The 20184-nt window shown below is 57.7% G+C and carries 16 protein-coding genes; 12 read left to right on the plus strand and 4 right to left on the minus strand.

What is annotated here, in order from left to right; genetic code table 11:
• Positions 1-11 precede the first annotated feature (11 nt).
• Entirely contained in the window at positions 12-1184 is a 1173-nt protein-coding gene (locus tag AABM54_RS18335) for a patatin-like phospholipase family protein (RefSeq protein WP_347901426.1), read from the minus strand.
• Between the two features lie 41 nt (positions 1185-1225).
• The gene (locus AABM54_RS18340) at positions 1226-2158 is read right to left on the minus strand and encodes a lipid A biosynthesis lauroyl acyltransferase (RefSeq protein ID WP_347901427.1); all 933 of its coding nucleotides are present in this window, start codon (positions 2156-2158) and stop codon (positions 1226-1228) included.
• A gap of 118 nt (positions 2159-2276) precedes the next feature.
• Here AABM54_RS18340 and minC point away from each other — a divergent pair, with 118 nt between their 5' ends.
• The 7 genes from minC (at position 2277) to AABM54_RS18375 (ending at position 9130) form a co-directional block, all read left to right on the plus strand.
• The gene (gene minC / locus AABM54_RS18345) at positions 2277-3014 is read left to right on the plus strand and encodes a septum site-determining protein MinC (RefSeq protein ID WP_347901428.1); all 738 of its coding nucleotides are present in this window, start codon (positions 2277-2279) and stop codon (positions 3012-3014) included.
• A 201-nt stretch (positions 3015-3215) separates the two neighbouring features.
• Entirely contained in the window at positions 3216-4028 is an 813-nt protein-coding gene (gene minD, locus AABM54_RS18350) for a septum site-determining protein MinD (RefSeq protein WP_347901429.1), read from the plus strand.
• Positions 4028-4282 carry a cell division topological specificity factor MinE gene (minE, locus tag AABM54_RS18355; protein ID WP_019693048.1) on the plus strand — a complete coding sequence of 85 codons (255 nt, stop codon included), beginning with the start codon at positions 4028-4030 and terminating at the stop codon, positions 4280-4282. Before minD ends, minE begins: the two co-directional genes overlap by 1 nt.
• Positions 4283-4441: 159 nt before the next feature.
• Positions 4442-5077 (plus strand): RluA family pseudouridine synthase, encoded by a 636-nt coding sequence (locus AABM54_RS18360; protein WP_347901430.1) that lies wholly within the window; start codon positions 4442-4444, stop codon positions 5075-5077.
• A 216-nt stretch (positions 5078-5293) separates the two neighbouring features.
• Entirely contained in the window at positions 5294-6583 is a 1290-nt protein-coding gene (locus AABM54_RS18365; RefSeq protein ID WP_347901431.1) for a M18 family aminopeptidase, read from the plus strand.
• 151 nt (positions 6584-6734) lie between these two features.
• On the plus strand, positions 6735-6911 hold the full coding sequence (locus tag AABM54_RS18370) for a hypothetical protein (RefSeq protein WP_347901432.1): 177 nt from the start codon (positions 6735-6737) through the stop codon (positions 6909-6911).
• A gap of 77 nt (positions 6912-6988) precedes the next feature.
• Complete coding sequence (locus AABM54_RS18375; RefSeq protein ID WP_347901433.1) at positions 6989-9130, plus strand: mechanosensitive ion channel family protein; 2142 nt, start codon at positions 6989-6991, stop codon at positions 9128-9130.
• Positions 9131-9200: 70 nt separating this feature from the next.
• Here AABM54_RS18375 and AABM54_RS18380 read toward each other — a convergent pair whose 3' ends face one another.
• Together AABM54_RS18380 and phnR are read right to left on the minus strand one after the other, a co-directional pair.
• Positions 9201-14180 carry an RHS repeat-associated core domain-containing protein gene (locus AABM54_RS18380; protein WP_347901434.1) on the minus strand — a complete coding sequence of 1660 codons (4980 nt, stop codon included), beginning with the start codon at positions 14178-14180 and terminating at the stop codon, positions 9201-9203.
• 210 nt (positions 14181-14390) lie between these two features.
• Positions 14391-15110 carry a phosphonate utilization transcriptional regulator PhnR gene (phnR, locus tag AABM54_RS18385; protein WP_347901435.1) on the minus strand — a complete coding sequence of 240 codons (720 nt, stop codon included), beginning with the start codon at positions 15108-15110 and terminating at the stop codon, positions 14391-14393.
• Between the two features lie 348 nt (positions 15111-15458).
• On the opposite strand from phnR, the gene AABM54_RS18390 reads away from it, so the two are divergent.
• The 5 genes from AABM54_RS18390 to AABM54_RS18410 all read left to right on the plus strand — a co-directional run bounded on the left by AABM54_RS18390 (position 15459) and on the right by AABM54_RS18410 (position 20147).
• Positions 15459-16526: an ABC transporter substrate-binding protein gene (locus AABM54_RS18390; RefSeq protein ID WP_347901436.1), complete on the plus strand. Its 1068-nt coding sequence runs from the start codon at positions 15459-15461 to the stop codon at positions 16524-16526.
• Between the two features lie 184 nt (positions 16527-16710).
• A complete protein-coding gene (locus tag AABM54_RS18395) occupies positions 16711-17517 on the plus strand; it encodes an alkaline phosphatase family protein (protein WP_347901437.1) in 807 nt (268 codons plus the stop codon).
• Complete coding sequence (locus tag AABM54_RS18400; protein WP_347901438.1) at positions 17514-18359, plus strand: ABC transporter permease subunit; 846 nt, start codon at positions 17514-17516, stop codon at positions 18357-18359. Before AABM54_RS18395 ends, AABM54_RS18400 begins: the two co-directional genes overlap by 4 nt.
• Positions 18346-19146, plus strand: coding sequence for an ABC transporter permease (locus tag AABM54_RS18405; protein ID WP_347901439.1), 801 nt, complete (start codon positions 18346-18348; stop codon positions 19144-19146). Before AABM54_RS18400 ends, AABM54_RS18405 begins: the two co-directional genes overlap by 14 nt.
• A complete protein-coding gene (locus tag AABM54_RS18410) occupies positions 19143-20147 on the plus strand; it encodes an ABC transporter ATP-binding protein (protein ID WP_347901440.1) in 1005 nt (334 codons plus the stop codon). The genes AABM54_RS18405 and AABM54_RS18410 overlap by 4 nt, the downstream gene beginning before the upstream one ends.
• Positions 20148-20184 lie beyond the last annotated feature (37 nt).

The following is a 20184-nucleotide window of genomic DNA, read 5'->3' on the forward strand; positions in this document are numbered from 1 at the left end:
CGCTATGGATCTCACGCCGAAACCACAGGCTCCGCCAAGCCCAAAAACCGGCACAATTCCCCGCGCTTGGCCAAGGCATCGCGCCGCCCCAACTCGATCAGCTCGCTGCAATACCCCGCCTCGAACAGCAGATAACTCAGCACCCCGGCGCCGCTGGTCTTGGTCGCACCCGGCCCGCGCAGAAACAGGCGCAACGCCGCCGGCAACTCCTGGCGATGGCGGGCGGCGATCTCATCGATCGGCTGGCTCGGCGCAATCACCAGCACCTCCACCGGCGCCACGCCCAGGCTGCGGGTCGGCGTACCGGCCGGCATCAAATGGCTGAACTGATTCAAGCGCTGCAACAACTCGATATCACTTTCCAGGCTATCAATGAACGTACTGTTGAGCATGTGTCCACCGATCTGCGCCAGCGACGGCTGCTGACCGGTGTAAGTACGCTGCAAGGGATTGTCGGGATCGACGCCGCGCGGGTTGCCGCTCACCCCCACTACCAGCACGCGGCTCGCCCCCAGATGCAAGGCCGGGCTGATCGGCGCCGACTGACGCACCGCGCCGTCGCCGAAATACTCGTTGTCGATCTTCACCGGCGCAAACAACAACGGGATGGCTGAACTCGCCAGCAAATGCTCGACAGTCAACTGCGTGGGAACACCGATGCGCCGGTGACGCAACCAGGCGTCGATGGTCCGGCCGCCCTGATAGAACGTCACGGCTTGCCCCGACTCGTAGCCGAACGCCGTGACCGCCACCGCATGCAGTTGCTTTTGTGCGATGGCTTCGCTGATACCCGAGAGGTGCAGTTTGTCGTTCAACAGGTCCCGCAGCGGTGAACTGTTGAGCAGCGCCACCGGCACCTGAGCGCCGATGCCCAGCAGGCTGTGGCTGACAAACCGGGTAGCCTGATGGATCACGCCGGGCCAGTCGCTGCGAAGCACCCGATGACTGCGAAAGCCTTGCCAGAATGCAGTCAGGCGCTGGATCGCTGCCGTGAAGTCCATGGCCCCACTGGCCAGGCTGACCGCGTTGATCGCCCCGGCCGAGGTGCCGACGATCACTGGAAACGGGTTCGCCGCACCGGCCGGCAACAGCTCGGCAATCGCCGCCAGCACCCCCACCTGATACGCCGCCCGAGCCCCGCCGCCGGAAAGAATCAACCCTGTAACCGGTTCTGCTGGGCTCATCGCAACACTCCATTGCAAGGGATCTGGTTGACGGGATCGCGTCAGCCGCGCTTGTCGTACAGTTTCGGTTCGCCCGGTGGCCGGCTCTTGAAGCGGCGATGGGCCCAGAGGTATTGCTCGGGGCACTCGCGCACGGCGCTTTCGACCCATTGGTTGATGCGGATGCAATCGGCTTCTTCAGTTTCGCCGGGAAGCCCGCTCAACGGCGCGTGAATCACCAACCGATAACCGCTGCCGTCCGCCAGACGCTCCTGGGTAAACGGCACCACCAGTGCCTTGCCCAAGCGGGCGAACTTGCTGGTCGCGGTGACGGTGGCGGCCTGAATCCCGAACAACGGCACGAAGATACTTTGCTTGGCGCCGTAGTCCTGATCCGGCGCGTACCAGATCGCCCGCCCGGCGCGCAGCAACTTGAGCATGCCGCGCACGTCGTCGCGCTCGACCGCCAGCGAATCCAGGTTGTGCCGCTCACGGCCCCGACGCTGGATAAAGTCGAACAACGGGTTCTTGTGTTCGCGGTACATGCCATCGATGGTGTGCTGCTGGCCGAGCAACGCCGCGCCGATTTCCAGCGTGGTGAAATGCAGCGCCATCAGAATCACGCCCTTGCCGTCCCGCTGGGCCTGTTTCAAATGCTCCATCCCTTCGACATGGGCCAGGCGCGCCAGGCGCGGCTTGGCCCACCACCAGCTCATGGCCATCTCGAAGAAGGCGATGCCGGTGGACGCGAAGTTGTCCTTGAGCAGGCGTTTGCGTTCGGCGGCGGTTTTTTCCGGGAAACACAGCTGCAAATTGCGCTGGGCGATGCGCCGTCGGTCGCCGGCCACCCGGTACATCACCGCGCCCAGGCCTCGGCCAATGCGCAGCAAAACCGGATAAGGCAGTTGGACAATCAGCCACAAAAGGCCCAAGCCCAGCCACAGAGGCCAAAAGCGTGGAAGAAAAAATGCAGCTCGAAAGTGCGGGCGATCCATTAACGATTCCGGAAAGACAAGGGCCGCGCATTCTACAACGGTTCGCCCGGCTTGCGGCTCGCGGGCGTTCTCGTTATAAGTCTCGGCACTTTTAGTGACAAGCCGTTGTATGCCGACCATGAGCCAAACCGAACTGCTAGACCAAGATCCCGTGTTCCAGTTGAAGGGCAGCATGCTCGCCATCACGGTGCTGGAACTGGCCCGCAATGACCTCGACAACCTCGACCGCCAACTGGCCGCCAAGGTTGCCCAGGCGCCGAACTTCTTCAGCAATGCGCCGCTGGTCCTGGCTCTGGACAAACTGCCGCCTGGCGAAGGCGCGGTCGACCTGCCAGGGCTGATGCGCGTGTGCCGCCAGCATGGCCTGCGCACCCTGGCGATTCGCGCCAGCCGCATCGAAGACATCGCGGCGGCCATCGCCGTGGATTTGCCCGTGCTGCCGCCGTCCGGCGCCCGCGAACGCCTGCTCGACCCTCACGAGGGCGTCGTTGCGAAAAAACCGGAAAAACCACCGGAGCCGACGGTCAAACCGACCCGGATCATCACCTCGCCGGTGCGTGGCGGGCAGCAGATTTACGCTCAGGGTGGCGATCTGGTAGTGATTTCGTCGGTCAGCCCGGGGGCGGAACTTCTCGCCGATGGCAACATCCATGTATACGGCCCGATGCGCGGTCGTGCGCTGGCCGGCGTGAAGGGTGACACCAAGGCACGGATTTTCTGTCAGCAATTGAGCGCTGAACTACTCTCCATCGCGGGCCATTACAAGGTTTCCGAAGACCTGCGGCGCGATCCGCTGTGGGGCTGCGGCGTACAAGTCAGCCTGTCGGGTGACGTGTTGAACATCATTCGGCTTTAACGGATACTGCCGCATTTTCCAAGCATCTCTAAAACGTAGCGAAAACGGCTCAAACGAAGTAGGAAAAAGGCGCAAAACAGCGTTTGCCAGCGGTAAACCCTGTTGTTGTCCAAATTCCAGCCAAGGCTGTCCGACTGCAGTAGTTTTTCAAGAGATGTTTTTCAGGGGCTAAATGTCCTTTTTCCTTAGGGGTGAAACACCTTGGCCAAGATTCTCGTGGTTACATCCGGCAAGGGTGGTGTGGGTAAGACCACCACCAGCGCCGCTATCGGTACCGGCCTCGCTCTGCGCGGCCACAAAACAGTCATCGTCGACTTCGACGTCGGTTTGCGTAACCTCGACCTGATCATGGGTTGCGAGCGTCGCGTGGTGTATGACTTCGTCAATGTGGTCAACGGCGAAGCCAACCTGCAACAAGCCCTGATCAAAGACAAGCGTCTGGAAAACCTCTACGTACTGGCCGCCAGTCAGACTCGCGACAAAGACGCGCTGACCCAGGAAGGCGTGGAAAAAGTCCTGATGCAACTCAAGGAAGACTTTGAGTTCGTGGTCTGCGACTCCCCGGCGGGCATCGAGAAAGGCGCCCACCTGGCCATGTACTTCGCCGACGAAGCGATTGTCGTGACCAACCCGGAAGTGTCTTCGGTCCGTGACTCCGACCGCATGCTGGGCCTGCTGGCCAGCAAGTCGCGCCGCGCCGAAAACGGCGAAGACCCGATCAAGGAACACCTGCTGCTGACCCGCTACAACCCTGAGCGCGTGAGCAACGGCGAAATGCTGGGCGTCGAAGACGTCAAAGAGATTCTCGCGGTGACCCTGCTGGGCGTCATCCCGGAATCGCAAGCGGTCCTCAAGGCTTCCAACCAGGGCGTGCCCGTTATTCTCGACGACCAGAGCGACGCCGGCCAGGCGTACAGCGATGCCGTCGACCGTCTGCTGGGCAAGACCGTGGAGCATCGATTCCTCGATGTAGAGAAGAAGGGATTCTTCGAGCGCCTGTTTGGAGGTAGATAATGAATCTTTTTGACTTCTTTCGTGCCAACAAGAAAGTAAGCACCGCGTCGGTAGCGAAAGAGCGTCTACAGATCATCGTGGCGCACGAACGCGGCCAGCGCAGCACCCCTGATTACCTGCCAGCCTTGCAGAAGGAACTGGTGGAGGTGATCCGCAAGTACGTCAATATCGGGTCCGATGACGTGCATGTCGCACTGGAAAACCAGGGCAGCTGCTCGATTCTGGAACTCAATATCACCCTGCCAGATCGCTGAGTCGATCCGGCTGGGAACCACGGCAGTCAGAACACCTGCCGTTCCAATGTGGGAGCGGGCTTGCTCGCGAAGGCCTCGGTACAGTCAACAGTGATGTTGGATGTTCCGGCCTCTTCGCGAGCAAGCCCGCTCCCACACGTTTGTTACGAGGCTGTTTTAATGCCGTTGTCAAATGTCCACATCATCCATCAGGACGCCGCCGTACTGGTGGTAAACAAGCCTACCCTGCTGCTCTCGGTGCCTGGCCGCGCCGACGACAACAAGGATTGCCTGATCACTCGCCTGCAAGAGAACGGCTACCCGGAAGCGCGCATCGTCCATCGGCTGGACTGGGAAACCTCCGGCATCATCTTGTTGGCCCGCGACCCGGATACTCATCGCGAGCTATCCCGGCAGTTTCACGATCGCGAAACCGAAAAAGCCTACACCGCCCTGTGCTGGGGCCAGCCGGAGCTGGACAGTGGCAGCATCGATCTGCCGTTGCGCTACGACCCGCCGACCAAACCGCGTCATGTGGTGGACCATGAGTTCGGCAAGAACGCGCTGACGTTCTGGCGCGTGCTGGAACGCTGTGGCGACTGGTGCCGGGTGGAACTGACGCCGATCACCGGCCGCTCGCACCAGTTGCGCGTGCATATGTTGTCCATCGGTCATCCGCTGCTGGGCGACGGGCTCTACGCCCATCCACAAGCACTCGCTGCCTGGCCGCGCCTGTGCCTGCACGCGAGCATGCTCAGCTTTACCCACCCGCAATCGGGCGAGCGCCTGCGTTTCGAGTGCCCGGCACCGTTTTAGCGGTTGCTACAGCCCTGTGGCGAGGGAGCTTGCTCCCGCTCGACTGCACAGCAGTCGTAAACCTCTGCATGCGGTGTACCTGAAGCACCGCGTTAACAGGATTCAGGGCCGCTTCGCTGCCCAGCGGGAGCAAGCTCCCTCGCCACAGGTTCCGCACCTGACGCACTTTATTCGATCAATACGTTAAACTCCCGGCACTGCTGTCTGGAGCTACTTATGCGCGAAGAGTTGAACCAAGGCCTGATCGACTTCCTCAAGGCCTCCCCTACCCCGTTCCATGCCACTGCCAGCCTTGTTCAGCGCCTGGAAGCGGCGGGTTATCAGCGCCTTGACGAGCGCGAGCCCTGGACCACCGAAGCCAATGGTCGCTATTACGTCACCCGTAACGATTCCTCGATTGTCGCGATCAAAATGGGCCGTCACTCACCGCTCCACGGCGGTATCCGCCTGGTCGGCGCGCACACCGACAGCCCGTGCCTGCGGGTCAAGCCTCAGCCTGAGCTGCAACGCCAGGGCTTCTGGCAACTGGGCGTCGAAGTCTACGGCGGCGTATTGCTCGCCCCCTGGTTCGACCGTGACCTGTCGCTGGCCGGCCGTGTCACCTTCCGCCGCGACGGCAAGGTCGAAAGCCAACTGATCGACTTCAAGGCGCCGATCGCAATCATTCCCAACCTGGCCATTCACCTCAACCGTGAAGCCAATCTGGGCTGGGCGATCAATGCACAGACCGAACTGCCGCCGATCCTCGCGCAATTTGCCGGTGACGAGCGCGTGGACTTCCGCGCCGTACTCACCGACCAACTCGCCCGTGAACACGGCCTTAACGCCGACGTGGTGCTCGATTACGAGCTGAGCTTCTACGACACCCAAAGCGCGGCGGTCATTGGCCTGAACAACGACTTCATTGCCGGCGCGCGCCTGGACAACCTGCTGTCGTGCTACGCCGGCCTGCAAGCGTTGCTCACCAGCGACACCGACGAAACCTGCGTGTTCGTGGCCAACGACCACGAAGAAGTCGGTTCCTGCTCGGCGTGCGGTGCCGATGGCCCGATGCTGGAGCAAACCCTGCGCCGCCTGCTGCCTGAAGGTGACGAGTTCGTTCGCACCATTCAGAAATCGCTGCTGGTCTCGGCCGACAACGCCCATGGCGTGCACCCCAACTACGCCGACAAGCACGACGTCAATCACGGCCCGAAACTCAACGCCGGCCCGGTGATCAAGGTCAACAGCAACCAGCGCTACGCCACCAACAGCGAAACCGCCGGGTTCTTCCGCCACTTGTGCATGGCCGAAGAAGTCCCGGTTCAGAGCTTCGTGGTCCGCAGCGACATGGGCTGCGGCTCGACCATCGGCCCGATTACCGCCAGCCACCTGGGCGTGCGCACGGTGGACATCGGCCTGCCGACGTTCGCCATGCACTCGATCCGCGAGCTGTGCGGCAGCCATGACCTGGCGCACCTGGTCAAGGTGCTGAGCGCGTTCTACGCCTGCCGCGAGCTGCCGTAACACCGGGTGAGTGATGGACCTCTGTGGCGAGGGAGCAAGCTCCCTCGCCACACGGTCTTGCTGTGCTTCTGACTCGTTTCTGATACACATCACCTCCAGGCTCACAAAAGCCACCTAGACTGGACGTATCCCTTCAAACAAGGTTGTCGCCATGATCTCGATGTCCGCGTTTCACTCCATGCTCATTCCGATTCTCACCGGGATGATCCTGCTGGCCATCGGCTTCAATTTTCGCGACAAGAACGCTGGCGTGTTCTCGATGTGGATCGGCATGCTGCTGATCCTGGCTACCGTGGTTTACAAAATCCTCGCCAAACTCAACGAATAAAGCACCCGCCACCCTCGCATTGGTTCTGGTCGGCTCGTACACTCGGTCCACCCGCCCCTTTGGAGGTTGATCACCCAGTGCTCACTCGTCTCTTCGCGTTGCCATTGACCCTGCTTGTCTGCCTGCTGGTTTTACTGCCCATGGCACCCGCCGAAGCGGTCGGCCTGCCGAGCCTGCTTGGCCAGGGCAAACCCCAGCCGCAAGCTCAGGAACCCTTGGGGCAATCGCTGGATGAAGTGATCAAGTCACTGGAGAACGACCAGCAACGGGCCAAACTGTTGGCCGACCTGAAGAAACTGCGCGACGTCACCCAAAAAGCCCAGGCACCCGCCGAAGAAGGCGTGCTGGGACTGATCGGCGGAACCCTCGCCAGTTTCGAGAAGCAGTTTTCCGGTGCCGACAGCCCGATTACCCGTTGGGCCGAAGAGTTCGACCTGGCTCAGGACGAACTGAGCGCGCTGATGTTGCCGGCCAGCGAATGGCTGCCGATCATCTTTGCCTTCTCCCTGATCCTGATGCTCTGGAGCCTGCTGGCCGCCGCGCTGATCTGGATCGGCCACCGCGTGCGGATGCGCTTCGGCCTCACCGAAGAACTGCCACAACACCCCAAGGCCCTGGACATGCTGCGCTTTGCCCTGCGCAAACTCGGCCCGTGGCTGATCGCGCTGCTGATCACCGTCTACATGAGCTACGCCCTGCCTTCTTCCCTGGGCAAGGAACTGGCGATGGTGCTGGCCTATGCCTTGGTGGTGGGCACCTGTTTCTCGGCGATCTGCGTGATCGCGTTCTCCCTGCTCGACGGCCCGCATCGCCATCGCGCCCTGTACATCCTGCGCCACCGCGCCTTTCGTCCCCTCTGGCTGATCGGCAGCTTTGCCGCATTCGGCGAAGCCCTGAACGACCCACGCCTGATCGCCAGCCTCGGCAGCCATCTGGCCCACACCGCCGCGACATTCGCCAATGTGCTGGCCGCACTGTCCACCGGGCTGTTCATCCTGCGCTTCCGTCGACCCATCGCCCACCTGATCCGCAATCAACCGCTGTCACGACGCCTGACCCGCCGCGCCCTGAGCGACACCATCGATATTCTCGGGACCTTCTGGTACTTGCCGGCGCTGGTACTGGTGGCGATCTCGCTGTTCGCCACCTTCGTCTCCGCAGGTGATACCAGCACCGCGTTGCGCCAGTCGCTGATCTGCACCGTGCTGCTGGTGCTGTGCATGGTCATCAACGGGCTCGTCCGGCGTCACTCACTCAAACCCCAGCGCGGGCCCAAGCGTCATGCGCTGTATTCGGAGCGCCTGAAAAGCTTTTTCTACACCCTGGCGCACCTGATGGTGTGGCTGGCGTTTATCGAACTCGGTTTACGGGTCTGGGGCATGTCGCTGATCCGCTTTACCGAAGGTGAAGGCCACGAAGTCAGCGTCAAATTGTTCAGCCTCGTCGGCACACTGATCTTTGCCTGGCTGATCTGGATTCTCAGCGACACCGCCGTGCATCACGCCCTCACCCGCTCGCGCAAAGGCCTGGCCAATGCGCGGGCACAAACCATGATGCCGCTGATCCGCAACGTGCTGTTCGTGGCGATTTTCATCGTTGCGCTGATCGTCGCGCTGGCCAACATGGGCATGAACGTCACGCCACTGCTGGCCGGTGCCGGCGTGATCGGTCTGGCCATCGGCTTCGGCGCACAATCGCTGGTCGCCGACCTGATCACCGGGCTGTTCATCATCATCGAAGACTCCCTGGCCATCGATGACTACGTCGACGTCGGCGGCCACCTGGGCACCGTCGAAGGCCTGACCATCCGCACCGTGCGGCTGCGCGACATTGATGGCATCGTCCATACCATCCCGTTCAGTGAAATCAAAAGCATCAAGAACTACTCACGGGAGTTCGGCTACGCGATCTTCCGGGTGGCCGTGCCGTACAACATGGAAATCGACGACGCGATCAAACTGATGCGCGACGTCGGCCAGAAAATGCGCACAGACCCGATACAGCGCCGCAACATCTGGTCGCCGCTGGAGATTCAAGGTGTAGAAAGTTTCGAGTCCGGCAGCGCGATTCTTCGCGCACGGTTCAAGACCGCGCCGATCAAACAGTGGGAAGTTTCAAGGGCGTTCAACCTGTCGCTCAAACGGCATCTGGATGAAGCCGGGCTGGATCTGGCGACGCCACGGATGAGCATTCAGGTGGTGACGGCCCCTCAGGAATAGAGAAACCTGATGGCCTCCATTGACCCTCGATTCACGAGAGGTCAATGGAGGCACGTGTGACGCTCAGATATTATTGCCCATGAGTATGCCAATAGCCGTTCCAATACCCGGCATTACCAACGGCAAGCCCCCCCACTCCAACAATTGGCATTAACGCAAGTTGCGCTGCCGAGGTCCTTGCTACTGCAATAGTCAAGTCTGTAAATGCCGCACTTAAAGTGCTTTGTATACCTGAGGTAAAAGACACTGCATTCCCCAGCGATGTCTCCCCAAGCATCAGCGGAGCACCCCGTACCGCAACGGCCCCTCCTTGAAGGCTGTCACCGAGTAAGCCAACAGACGTTGGCGTGTAACGAATTGTCGCCATGGAACTCGAACGGGACGCAAGCCAACCGACTGCTTTGGCCGCCCCAATCCCAAGTCCGAAACTGAGGAAGCCGAACCCTAGACTGACGTAGCTCAACTTCTCGGCGAGTGCTGGATTGGATTCCTGTATCGCACCCGCTGCTATCGCGAAACCACCACTGGCCACACCCGCAGCAGCACTACCAATCGCCAGACCGACCCCAAGCGAGAAGGCAGTGGAACCGGCAACGAGACCGATGCCGATAGAGGCCAGTGTCCCCAGACTTGCCACCGTGATCGCCACACCTATGCCGATAGCGATCCAGGACCACAGACTCAAATGTCCTGCAGGGTCGGCAAAGTTAATCGGATCAACATAGGCATAACCATTAACACCACCGGGTCCGCTCGGGCTCATGCTGTCCATCGATAAAAACCGCCCCAGGACCGGGTTATATTGCCGAGCGCCCAACTGATAGCAGCCACTGAAGGGGTCAAAATGCTGGTCGGTATAACCCACGACAGGCACCTGGGTATTACAGCCGAAGGCTGAGTACATCAATGCCTGGGCGCTAGCGTCACCGTCAACCGATAACCGCAGAGAGCCAAGGCCATCCGCACTGGTCATTTGAACCTTCTGGCTGCCATTTTTAGCGGTAACAAGTCCAGCCGTCTGCCGATTGGTTTTTACAATACGAATTTGCTCACTACCCGATTGATTGACAAGAAGAGGGAGTTTTCCTTCTTCGTTGTAAAACCACTCAGTGGCTTGTGGAGGCGTGAGCGGCTCGACCTTGGCGACCAGTTTCCCCATCGCATCATAGGCATAGTTGATCGTTTTGCCGTCAGCGGTGACTGCTTTCAAGCGGCCCATTACATCATATGCAAACTCACGGCCAGCCTGATCGCGGACCATGCAGCCATTGGCATCATAAGTAAAGTCCACCGACGACGGATAATCTGCATGGCTATGGGTGATGCGTGTCAGTTGAGTCGGGTCGTCGGTGTTGCCATAAACAAATTTCGCCGTATTCATTCCTCCATCAAAGTAAGTCCTGCACTCGATAATGTTATTAAAAACATCATAATTAAAGTCCTGCTTTTGTATGGTTTTACCCCAACCATCCGGTGGCAACATACCGCCTGAACAGGCATAGGTGACAGGGCGCCCTATCACGTCGTAGGTAAAGGACTCAAGGCTGATCTGGCCCAGCTCATGTGTTGTCTTACGCGTCGCCAGGCGTCCATTGTTTTCGTAGGTCAACTCAAGCACGGAAAGTTGTCGCGATATGTTGTTCTGTTCGAGAACAGTATCCACGTTGATCAACTGGCCAGTAAAATCATATGTATTGCTGCTGACCAATGTAATGGCGGCGTTTTTCTTCGACATGCTTTTCTTGATAACTCGCCCAAAGTTATCGTACGCCTGAGTCATTTTCACGTCAGCATCCTGAACAACGATCAGGCGCCCAAAAGAGTCGTAACTTCTAGACTGCGATACCCCATCAACGCCTTTATAACTGAGAGGAACGCCTTGCAGGCTATATTGACGAGAGGCCTCTGCCGAGCCTACAGGAGAAGAATACTGCTCCTTGATCACCCCGCCTTGGCGATTGAACGTCCTTTTAGTTGAATAACCATTCGAGCCGGAGAAACCAGACAGGTGTCCAGTGCTCGGCACGTAGGTGAAATTATTTTCCACGCCAGGGGCGGTCAACTTTCCAGGAGCACCATTCAACTCTGAAATATTTTCAAAATCAAGACTATTACCATCAGGCATCCGCAACGAAGTCGGCTCCACTTCAAGGCTGGAATCATAGCCATACACATACTCGCGACCGTAGTTATTACGTTTTGTCATACGCCCCAGACCGTCATATTCCTGCGCGCAGACGCTAGTCGTTTTCCCACCCACATCTATAACCGACATAGTAGAGAGCAAGGATTTGGTCGTATTTTTCGGATACCCTCTAGTCTCCGCACTTCCATCGGCTTTCACCGTTTTTACAAGCCTTGAACTCCTGTCATAATAAAAACTGGTTTTACCCCCTTTTTCATTTACAGAATCACGCAACCGTTTGAGACCATCGTATTCGTACACCTTTGTGAACAACGATTCATTCAATACAGCATTACCGTCAACCCACGTCAACTGACGAACCTCTTCTTTTATCAGATCCCCCCTGAGATCAAACCACTCATCCTTGTAAACACCGCCGAGAACCGGACAACCGGTAAATTTCGTTGCCCGAACAAAACTATTACCCTCATAAGTAAACGAAGACAAATAGAGTTCACTTTCAGTCGTCAGGGTCCTGCGCTTGCGCACCACCGGATCATAAGCGATCCTCTCGACAGCCTGTCCTTTCGTTGTTGTAATCCGCTCCAACAAGCCAACATAAAGATTGGAAACACTATTAAATGAGTAATTAGCCAACACCCTATCAGCAGCAGACAACGCGGGGTCATAATCAAACAACTTATCCATTAAAATACGGCCAAAAGTATCATATGCTACCTCCTGCTTTACAAACCATTGACCTGTAAACAAATCCGGTGTCGACGTCCAGGTTTGCACGTGTCGCCCAACCAAATCGTAACCTTTGAGTTCTTTTACACCTTGAGGGTCAGTTGAAATTTGATAAGTATCAAACACACCTTTCGGGCCGTTACCAGTATTACCAAGTATTGCCGAGTAATTAGACGCCTTGACAACACCATAAACACTACGAACAGACTGGGCGTAAGGTGACGCTTGATGACTAACCAGTTCAACAAGGCGACCTAGCTTGTCCCAACCATAACCAATCTGAGCCCCATTATTAATTTCCGTAACGGGTGTGAAATCCGTCGAACGCCGACGCATACTATAACTCGCTAGCAATCCGTCATAGGACGTCACCTGCTTCGACAGCGTCCACGAATCATCCGCATATGAATAACTATACTCTGCCGTATTTACGTTATAGTCGGCTACGCTCTTGCAGACAATTTCCCACCTCGGCATATATACAATTGGCCCGGGCAAATAAGAAAATGTATAACCCTCAGGAATAACTGCGTTATTCTCCAGCAACAGTCGGCCGTGGCTTTGCGTCAAGGGCGCGTCCACATATTTGAAAGCGTCAAAGGTAATCACCTTTTCGACCTCTCCACCGTCCACCCTGGTCACATCAGCCGTCCGTTCAAAACACTTGACATACAGTTCATTAACCGCAGCCTTACCCTCGTCGGCTACCGGCAGAGACAAATAGGAGTAACTTGTCTTTCTTGTTGGCGACTCATAGGCTGTTTTCGCTGGTTCATGACTTCTGACCAAGAGGAGAGTTTGAAAAGATGTCTCGTCCGATGCATACTCATAGTTATCCCTGCTGCCATCCGTGTTGATCTGCTGGATCAGCCGTCCGCCAACGTCATACCTGTGCGTCAACTCTTGATCGAAGGTTTGACCTTGTACCGTCGTGATTATATATACCTGATATGGCGACCTGAAAACTTCAGGCTGTGAGGTAGCCGGCAAAGACACATTCACCGGAAACTCCTGCTTTTTATAGACACCAACATTACCGAACTCTCTACTAAACTTAATTACCCCCTCCAGCGACCCCACTATACCATCTGCAACTCCAAACCCTTTAAAAGAAGCATCATATTCAACCTCCTCCAGCAAAAGTCCAAACTTATTATAACGCCCAACCTTTGAAGAGCTGAATCCTTCATCCACACGTTCGACACAAACCGCATATTCCTGGCATGCCCCCAACTGCGCTTCCATATAGGAGTTTAAATAATGATACTTGGTTTTCACCACTGAGCCGGACGAACCAGCCGTCACCGTATGATCGATAACACGGTACAGCTCATACTTCATGAGCATCGTAACCTCAGGACTATATTCCACCGCTTCGACTTTTCCCGTAGGCAAGGTCATCTTTCTCAAATAGGCTTCAGTAACAATCGCATCAAGATCATCACCATATTCACTGTTACCATATACCAAAGCACGTGCAGCTGCGTCCACCACCGCTCCTGCGCCGTATAGCATCGGCGTAACATATAAGAATCTCCAAATCAAATGCTCGGCGAGGCTTTCATTCCTGAACTCCCGCATAAGACCACTGGCTACGACCGAACGAAATACTCGTGAACTGGTAGTGCCCGGCCAAACTTCAAGCCGTGTACCGGTAAGACTATAGGCAAACGAACACAACGCAACGTTCTTTCCCGAACGAATTTTATCTATCCGCCCGTCACCCCCCCACTCCAGTTTAAGCATTCGTCCGGCTGGCGAAAATACTCGAGTGCACACGTAGCTATTCCAATCCAGCAAGGTAGGTGTCAGCAGCTCAACCATCCCTGATCGATAAGTGATTTTATACCCGGCTCCTGACGCTTCAAACTTGACATCATACTGCTGATCGTTGATCTTCCATTTATTCGAGACCAAGACCATACTAAAAACCTGGCCTGTCGAGAGTTTCAGGGTTTTAGTACCCACATCAAACATCGTTATTGCAATATGCCAACCCAAACCGAAACCGACACGGTCCAAATTCAAAGGAGAATAAACCAGGCGGATATCGAAGTCCGGCTCATGTAAACTGGCCAACAAAATATTTTGTGAAAAGGTCCCCGTCCGTGGATCGACACCGCCTTCAATGTAGCTATTAAAATTTACAACACCGCCCCTTGAATTAACTGCCATGTTTAACATTCCTTCGCTATTGAAAAACAAGTGTCATTTTTTTTTCGCGAAAGTTAAAGCACTAAAAAACAAGCGACTTCACTTCGCGCCACTCAATCTAGCGACTAACAGGCGCGAAAAAACACCTGTCGAAAATGACAGTTCCGACGAAAGGTCATGTTTTTTTGCATTTCAAAAATACGGGGCAGGTGGTAATCGTCAGGCACCGTTCTAGCGATCAAGCACCTCCACCCCGACATGAATCGCATCATGTCGCCAAAACTCCAGGTCACAATCGATCAGCCGCTCGTGCTGATCGTAATTGACCCGGGCAATCCGTAATCCCGGACTTCCCAGCGACACTTTCAGCGCTGCCGCCGCATCCGCCGGCAACGAAGTCGGCACAATCTCGAACCGCACCCGCCCGTAGTGCAAGTCGTAATGCCGCGCATACAACTCGGTAATCGACTGATTCAAATCAAACGCCAGGATCCCCGGAAAATACTGCGGGTTCAGGTAGTGCTCCACATAAAGCACCAACCGCCCATCAATCCGTCGCGCCCGGCAAATCTGGATCACGCTCGACAGCGCCGGCAACTGTAACCAGGCACACACCGCCGCAGACGCCGGTTGCAACCGCGCCGAAATCACCTCGGTCGACGGCACCCGCCCCTGGGCACTGACCATCGCGTGAAAGTGGCTACGCTGCATCAGGTTGTAAGCCAAACGTGGCGGTGAGACGAACCAGCCGCGCCGCTCCTCGCGATAAATCTGCCCCTGGGCCTCGAGCTGCAACAACGCCTCGCGCACCGTGATCCGGGTGGTGTCGAACAGCTCACTGAGCTTGCGCTCGGCCGGCAGCTTGCTGCCAGGTGCCAACAAGCCATGGTCGATCTGCTCTTGCAGGACCTGGCCGATGGCTGTCACCGCCTTGATTGCCTCATCGCGCATCAACGTTACCTATCTGGACTAGACCAGCACTGTTTCGGGGCAGGACTGCGCCAAAAAAAGCGTCCTGAGACATAGGGAAAGCCTAGGCAATCCATATGACTGATCCGTGACAACACCACCGAAGGGCTGAGGCATAACGCTGCAAATAGGCGGCCAAGTCCCCGCAAAACGGGCGTTTGGTCTTGGTCTACGCTTACCTCGCAGCCCCTGTTCCCGAGCGAAAAAATTGCGTGCGCCGCTGACACCGACATCAAAGTGTCATCCAGCCCACCTACATTGGCTCAGGTATTGCTGACCTAGACCAACAATCGCAACACGCAGCGTTCAATACGCCCAAAGGAGCTTCGGATGAAACAGCTTTTCCTGGCATCACTGTTAGGCTCGACCATTGCCATGTGCACCGCAGCCATGGCGGCTGACACCGATTTAAAAACCCTCGAAGCCGCTGCGAAGGCGGAAGGCGCAGTCAATAGTGTCGGCATGCCCGATGACTGGGCGAACTGGAAAGGCACCTGGGAAGACCTGGCCAAGAACTACGGCCTCAAGCACATCGACACCGACATGAGCTCGGCCCAGGAAGTGGCCAAGTTCGCCGCCGAGAAAGACAACGCCAGTGCCGACATCGGCGACGTGGGTGCCGCATTCGGCCCGATCGCGGTCAAGCAAGGCGTGGTCCAGCCATACAAGCCAAGCACCTGGGCACAGGTCCCGGACTGGGCCAAGGACAAGGACGGCAACTGGGCGCTGGCCTACACCGGCACCATCGCGTTCATCGTCAACAAAAAGCTGCTGCACGGCTCCGAAGCCCCGAAATCCTGGGCTGACCTGAAAACCGGCAAGTACAAGGTGTCCATCGGTGACGTCAGCACCGCTGCCCAGGCTGCCAACGGCGTACTGGCGGCGGCCCTGGCCAACGGCGGCGATGAAAAGAACATTCAACCGGCGCTGCTGATGTTCGCCGAGATCGCCAAGCAAGGTCGCCTGTCGCTGGCCAACCCGACGATAGCCACCATGGAAAAGGGTGAAGTCGAAGTCGGCGTGGTCTGGGACTTCAACGGTCTGAGCTACCGCAACAAGATGGTCAACAAGGACGATTACATCGTGCTGATCCCCTCGGATGGCTCGGTGATTTCCGGCTACACCACCATCATCAACAAATACGCCAAGCACCCGAACGCCGCCAAACTGGCCCGCGAATACATCTTCAGCGATGCCGGCCAGACCAACCTGGCACGTGGTAACGCTCGCCCGATCCGCGCCGAACACCTGACCCTGCCGGCGGACGTGCAAGCCAACCTGTTGCCGAACGAGCAGTACAAAAAGGTCACGCCGATCAAGGACGCGGATGCGTGGGAGAAGACCTCCAAGTCGCTGCCGCAGAAATGGCAGGAAGAAGTCATCATCAACATGCAGTAACGCTATAGATCCCCGCCTGGAGATCTGATGGAGATCCCTGTGGGAGCGAGCTTGCTCGCGATGACGGACTGACCTTCAACAGAGATGTTGACCGAACTACCGTTATCACGAGCAAGCTCGCTCCCACATTGGACCGAGTTGAATTCAAGCTCTTGTCTTTATGTTTTGCGGAGTTTTTGCCCCCATGAAGCACAACGTCATCCTGGTGGTGCTCGACGGCCTTAACTACGAGGTCGCCCGCCATGCCATGGGGCACTTGCAGGCCTACGCACAGGCAGGTCGCGCCGCACTCTACAAACTGGAGTGTGAGTTACCGTCCCTGTCGCGTCCGCTCTATGAATGCATCCTGACCGGCGTCCCGCCGATTGCCAGCGGCATCGTGCACAACAACGTGTCGCGCCTGTCCAACCAACGCAGCGTGTTCCATTACGCCCGCGATGCCGGGTTGACCACCGCGGCGGCGGCCTATCACTGGGTCAGTGAGCTGTACAACCGCTCGCCGTTCGTAGCGACGCGCGACCGCCATACCGACAACCCCGAACTGGCGATCCAGCACGCGCATTTTTACTGGTCGGATCACTACCCCGACTCGCACCTGTTCGCCGACGCCGAACACCTGCGTCTGCGTCATGCGCCCGACTTTCTGCTGGTGCATCCCATGAACATCGACGACGCCGGGCACAAGCACGGCCTCGACACCGCGCAATACCGCAACAGTGCCCGCTCGGCCGATATCATCCTGGCCGACTACCTGCAAGGCTGGCTCGACGCCGGGTATCAGGTGCTGGTGACCGCCGACCACGGCATGAACAACGACCGTTCCCACAACGGCCTGCTCGCCGAAGAGCGCGAAGTGCCGCTATTCGTCATCGGCGATGCCTTCAGCTTTAATCCCGACGCCGCCCCCAGACAAACCGAACTCTGCGGCACGGTCTGCGAGTTGCTGGGCGTTGCCCACGACAAACCTGTGTGCCGGGAGTTGCTCAAGTGAACGCCATCACCCGTGGTAAATGGCTCGCGGCGTTGTGCCTGGTGCCCTTCGCGCTCTTCTTCATCGTGTTCCAGATCGCCCCGCTGTGCTGGGTGCTGATCAACAGCCTGCAATCGGAAGAGTTCGGTTGGGGCCTGGCCAACTTCAGCAAGATCTTCAGCTCGAAGTTCTACCTGCAAGCGATCCAGTACAGCCTTGAGATCAGCTTCTGGTCCAGCGTGTTCGGGATCGTCATCGCGATCCTCGGCAGCTACTCGCTGCGCCGGGTCGATTCGAAGCTGCGCAACTTCGTCAACGCGTTCGCCAACATGACCAGCAACTTCGCCGGCGTGCCCCTGGCCTTCGCGTTCATCATCCTGCTGGGCTTCAACGGCAGCATCACCATCATGCTCAAACAGGCCGGGATTATTCAGGACTTCAACCTGTATTCGAAAACCGGGCTGATCATCCTCTACACCTACTTCCAGATTCCCCTTGGCGTATTGCTGCTGTACCCGGCATTCGACGCCCTGCGTGAAGACTGGCGCGAATCGGCCGAACTGCTCGGCGCCAACGGTTGGCAGTTCTGGCGACACATCGGGTTGCCGGTGCTGACCCCGGCACTGCTTGGCACGTTCGTGATCCTCCTGGCCAATGCCCTTGGCGCCTACGCCACGGTGTATGCCCTGACCACCGGCAACTTCAACGTGCTGCCGATCCGCATCGCGGCGATGGTTTCGGGCGATATCTCCCTGGACCCGAACATGGCCAGTGCCCTGGCCGTGATACTGGTGGCGTTGATGACCCTGGTGACCGTCGTCCATCAGTTGCTGTTGAAGAGGAGCTACCATGTCTCGCGCTGAACCCGGCTCCGTCGCCGTTTACCACCGCGTCGTGGTCTACCTGCTGTTTGCCATCCTGTTACTGCCGCTGGCCGGCACGCTGATCTACTCGATCGCCAGCAATTGGTCGGCCACCATCCTGCCCAGCGGTTTTACCCTCAAGTGGTACATCCAGTTGTGGAGTGACCCGCGTTTTCTCAGTGCCTTCGGCCAGTCGTTGCTGGTGTGCGTGGGTGCGCTGATCCTCTCGGTGGTGCTGATTCTGCCGTTGCTGTTCGTGGTGCATTACCACTTTCCGAAACTCGATGCGCTGATGAACATCCTCATTCTGCTGCCCTTCGCCGTGCCACCGGTGGTGTCGTCGGTGGGGCTGTTGCAGCTCTACGGTTCGGGGCCGTTCGCGATGGTCGGCACACCGTGGATCCTGGTCGGTTGCTACTTCACCGTGGCGTTGCCGTTCATGTACCGGGCGATCACCAACAACCTGCAAGCGATCAACCTGCGCGACCTGATGGACGCCGCCCAACTGCTCGGTGCCAGCACCTGGCAGGCGGCGTTCCTGGTGGTGCTGCCGAACTTGCGCAAGGGCTTGATGGTGGCGTTGCTGCTGTCGTTCTCCTTCCTGTTCGGTGAGTTCGTGTTCGCCAACATCCTCGTCGGCACGCGCTACGAAACCTTGCAGGTGTACCTCAACAACATGCGTAACAGCAGCGGTCACTTCACCAGCGCGCTGGTGATTTCCTATTTCTTCTTTGTGCTGGTTCTGACCTGGGCGGCCAATATCTTGAACAAGGACAAAAGCCAATGAGCTACGTCAGCGTCCAACACCTGCAAAAAAGCTACTCCCAGGCAGGGCAGGCAGGCACCCCTGTCTTCAGCGACATCAACTGCGAAATCCACAAAGGCGAGTTCGTCACCCTGCTCGGCCCGTCGGGTTGCGGCAAGTCGACCCTGTTGCGCTGCATTGCCGGGCTGACGGCGGTAGATGGCGGCAAGATCCTGCTGGAAGGCCAGGACCTCGTGCCGTTGAGCCCGCAAAAACGCGGGATCGGCATGGTGTTCCAGAGCTATGCGCTGTTTCCCAACATGACCGTGGAACAGAACGTTGCCTTCGGCCTGCGCATGCAGAAGGTCAACGCCGACGACAGCCACAAACGCGTGCTCGACGTGTTGCAACTGGTGGAGCTGAACGACTTCGCCTCCCGTTACCCCCATCAATTGTCCGGTGGCCAATGCCAGCGTGTGGCTCTCGCCCGTTCGTTGGTCACCCGGCCACGCTTGCTGCTGCTCGATGAACCATTGTCGGCACTGGATGCACGGATTCGCAAACACCTGCGCGAACAGATCCGACAGATCCAGCGCGAACTGGGGTTGACCACGATTTTCGTCACTCACGATCAGGAGGAAGCCCTGACCATGTCTGACCGGATTTTCCTGATGAACCAGGGAAAGATCGTACAGAGTGGCGATGCCGAGACGCTCTACACTGCACCCGTGGATGTATTTGCCGCAGGTTTCATCGGCAACTACAACCTGCTCGATGCCGCCAGCGCCAGCAAACTGCTGCAACGGCCCATCAACAGCCGCATCGCGATTCGCCCCGAAGCCATCGAATTGAGCGTCCTGGGTGAACCCGATGCACTCATCCGCAGCCATAGCCTGCTGGGCAACGTCATCCGTTACAGGGTCGAGGCCCGTGGCGTGGAACTGGTGGTAGACGTATTGAACCGCTCGGCGGCCGACTTGCATGCCGACGGGCAACGCCTGGCACTTTCCATCGATCCGACGGCCCTGTGTGAGGTAGCCTGATGCTTATGCTGTGCACACCGATGTTAAAGAGAGAGCT

Origin of the sequence: Pseudomonas purpurea, assembly GCF_039908635.1 — a bacterium.
In the GTDB taxonomy this organism is placed as follows: Bacteria; Pseudomonadota; Gammaproteobacteria; order Pseudomonadales; family Pseudomonadaceae; genus Aquipseudomonas; species Aquipseudomonas purpurea.

Coding starts and splice junctions, on each gene's coding strand:
- AABM54_RS18335 (WP_347901426.1), bottom strand. CDS start 1,184: ATGAGCCCAGCAGAACCGGTTACAGGGTTGATTCTTTCCGGCGGCGGG.
- AABM54_RS18340 (WP_347901427.1), bottom strand. CDS start 2,158: ATGGATCGCCCGCACTTTCGAGCTGCATTTTTTCTTCCACGCTTTTGG.
- minC (WP_347901428.1), top strand. CDS start 2,277: ATGAGCCAAACCGAACTGCTAGACCAAGATCCCGTGTTCCAGTTGAAG.
- minE (WP_019693048.1), top strand. CDS start 4,028: ATGAATCTTTTTGACTTCTTTCGTGCCAACAAGAAAGTAAGCACCGCG.
- AABM54_RS18360 (WP_347901430.1), top strand. CDS start 4,442: ATGCCGTTGTCAAATGTCCACATCATCCATCAGGACGCCGCCGTACTG.
- AABM54_RS18365 (WP_347901431.1), top strand. CDS start 5,294: ATGCGCGAAGAGTTGAACCAAGGCCTGATCGACTTCCTCAAGGCCTCC.
- AABM54_RS18370 (WP_347901432.1), top strand. CDS start 6,735: ATGATCTCGATGTCCGCGTTTCACTCCATGCTCATTCCGATTCTCACC.
- AABM54_RS18380 (WP_347901434.1), bottom strand. CDS start 14,180: ATGGCAGTTAATTCAAGGGGCGGTGTTGTAAATTTTAATAGCTACATT.
- phnR (WP_347901435.1), bottom strand. CDS start 15,110: ATGCGCGATGAGGCAATCAAGGCGGTGACAGCCATCGGCCAGGTCCTG.
- AABM54_RS18390 (WP_347901436.1), top strand. CDS start 15,459: ATGAAACAGCTTTTCCTGGCATCACTGTTAGGCTCGACCATTGCCATG.
- AABM54_RS18395 (WP_347901437.1), top strand. CDS start 16,711: ATGAAGCACAACGTCATCCTGGTGGTGCTCGACGGCCTTAACTACGAG.
- AABM54_RS18405 (WP_347901439.1), top strand. CDS start 18,346: ATGTCTCGCGCTGAACCCGGCTCCGTCGCCGTTTACCACCGCGTCGTG.
- AABM54_RS18410 (WP_347901440.1), top strand. CDS start 19,143: ATGAGCTACGTCAGCGTCCAACACCTGCAAAAAAGCTACTCCCAGGCA.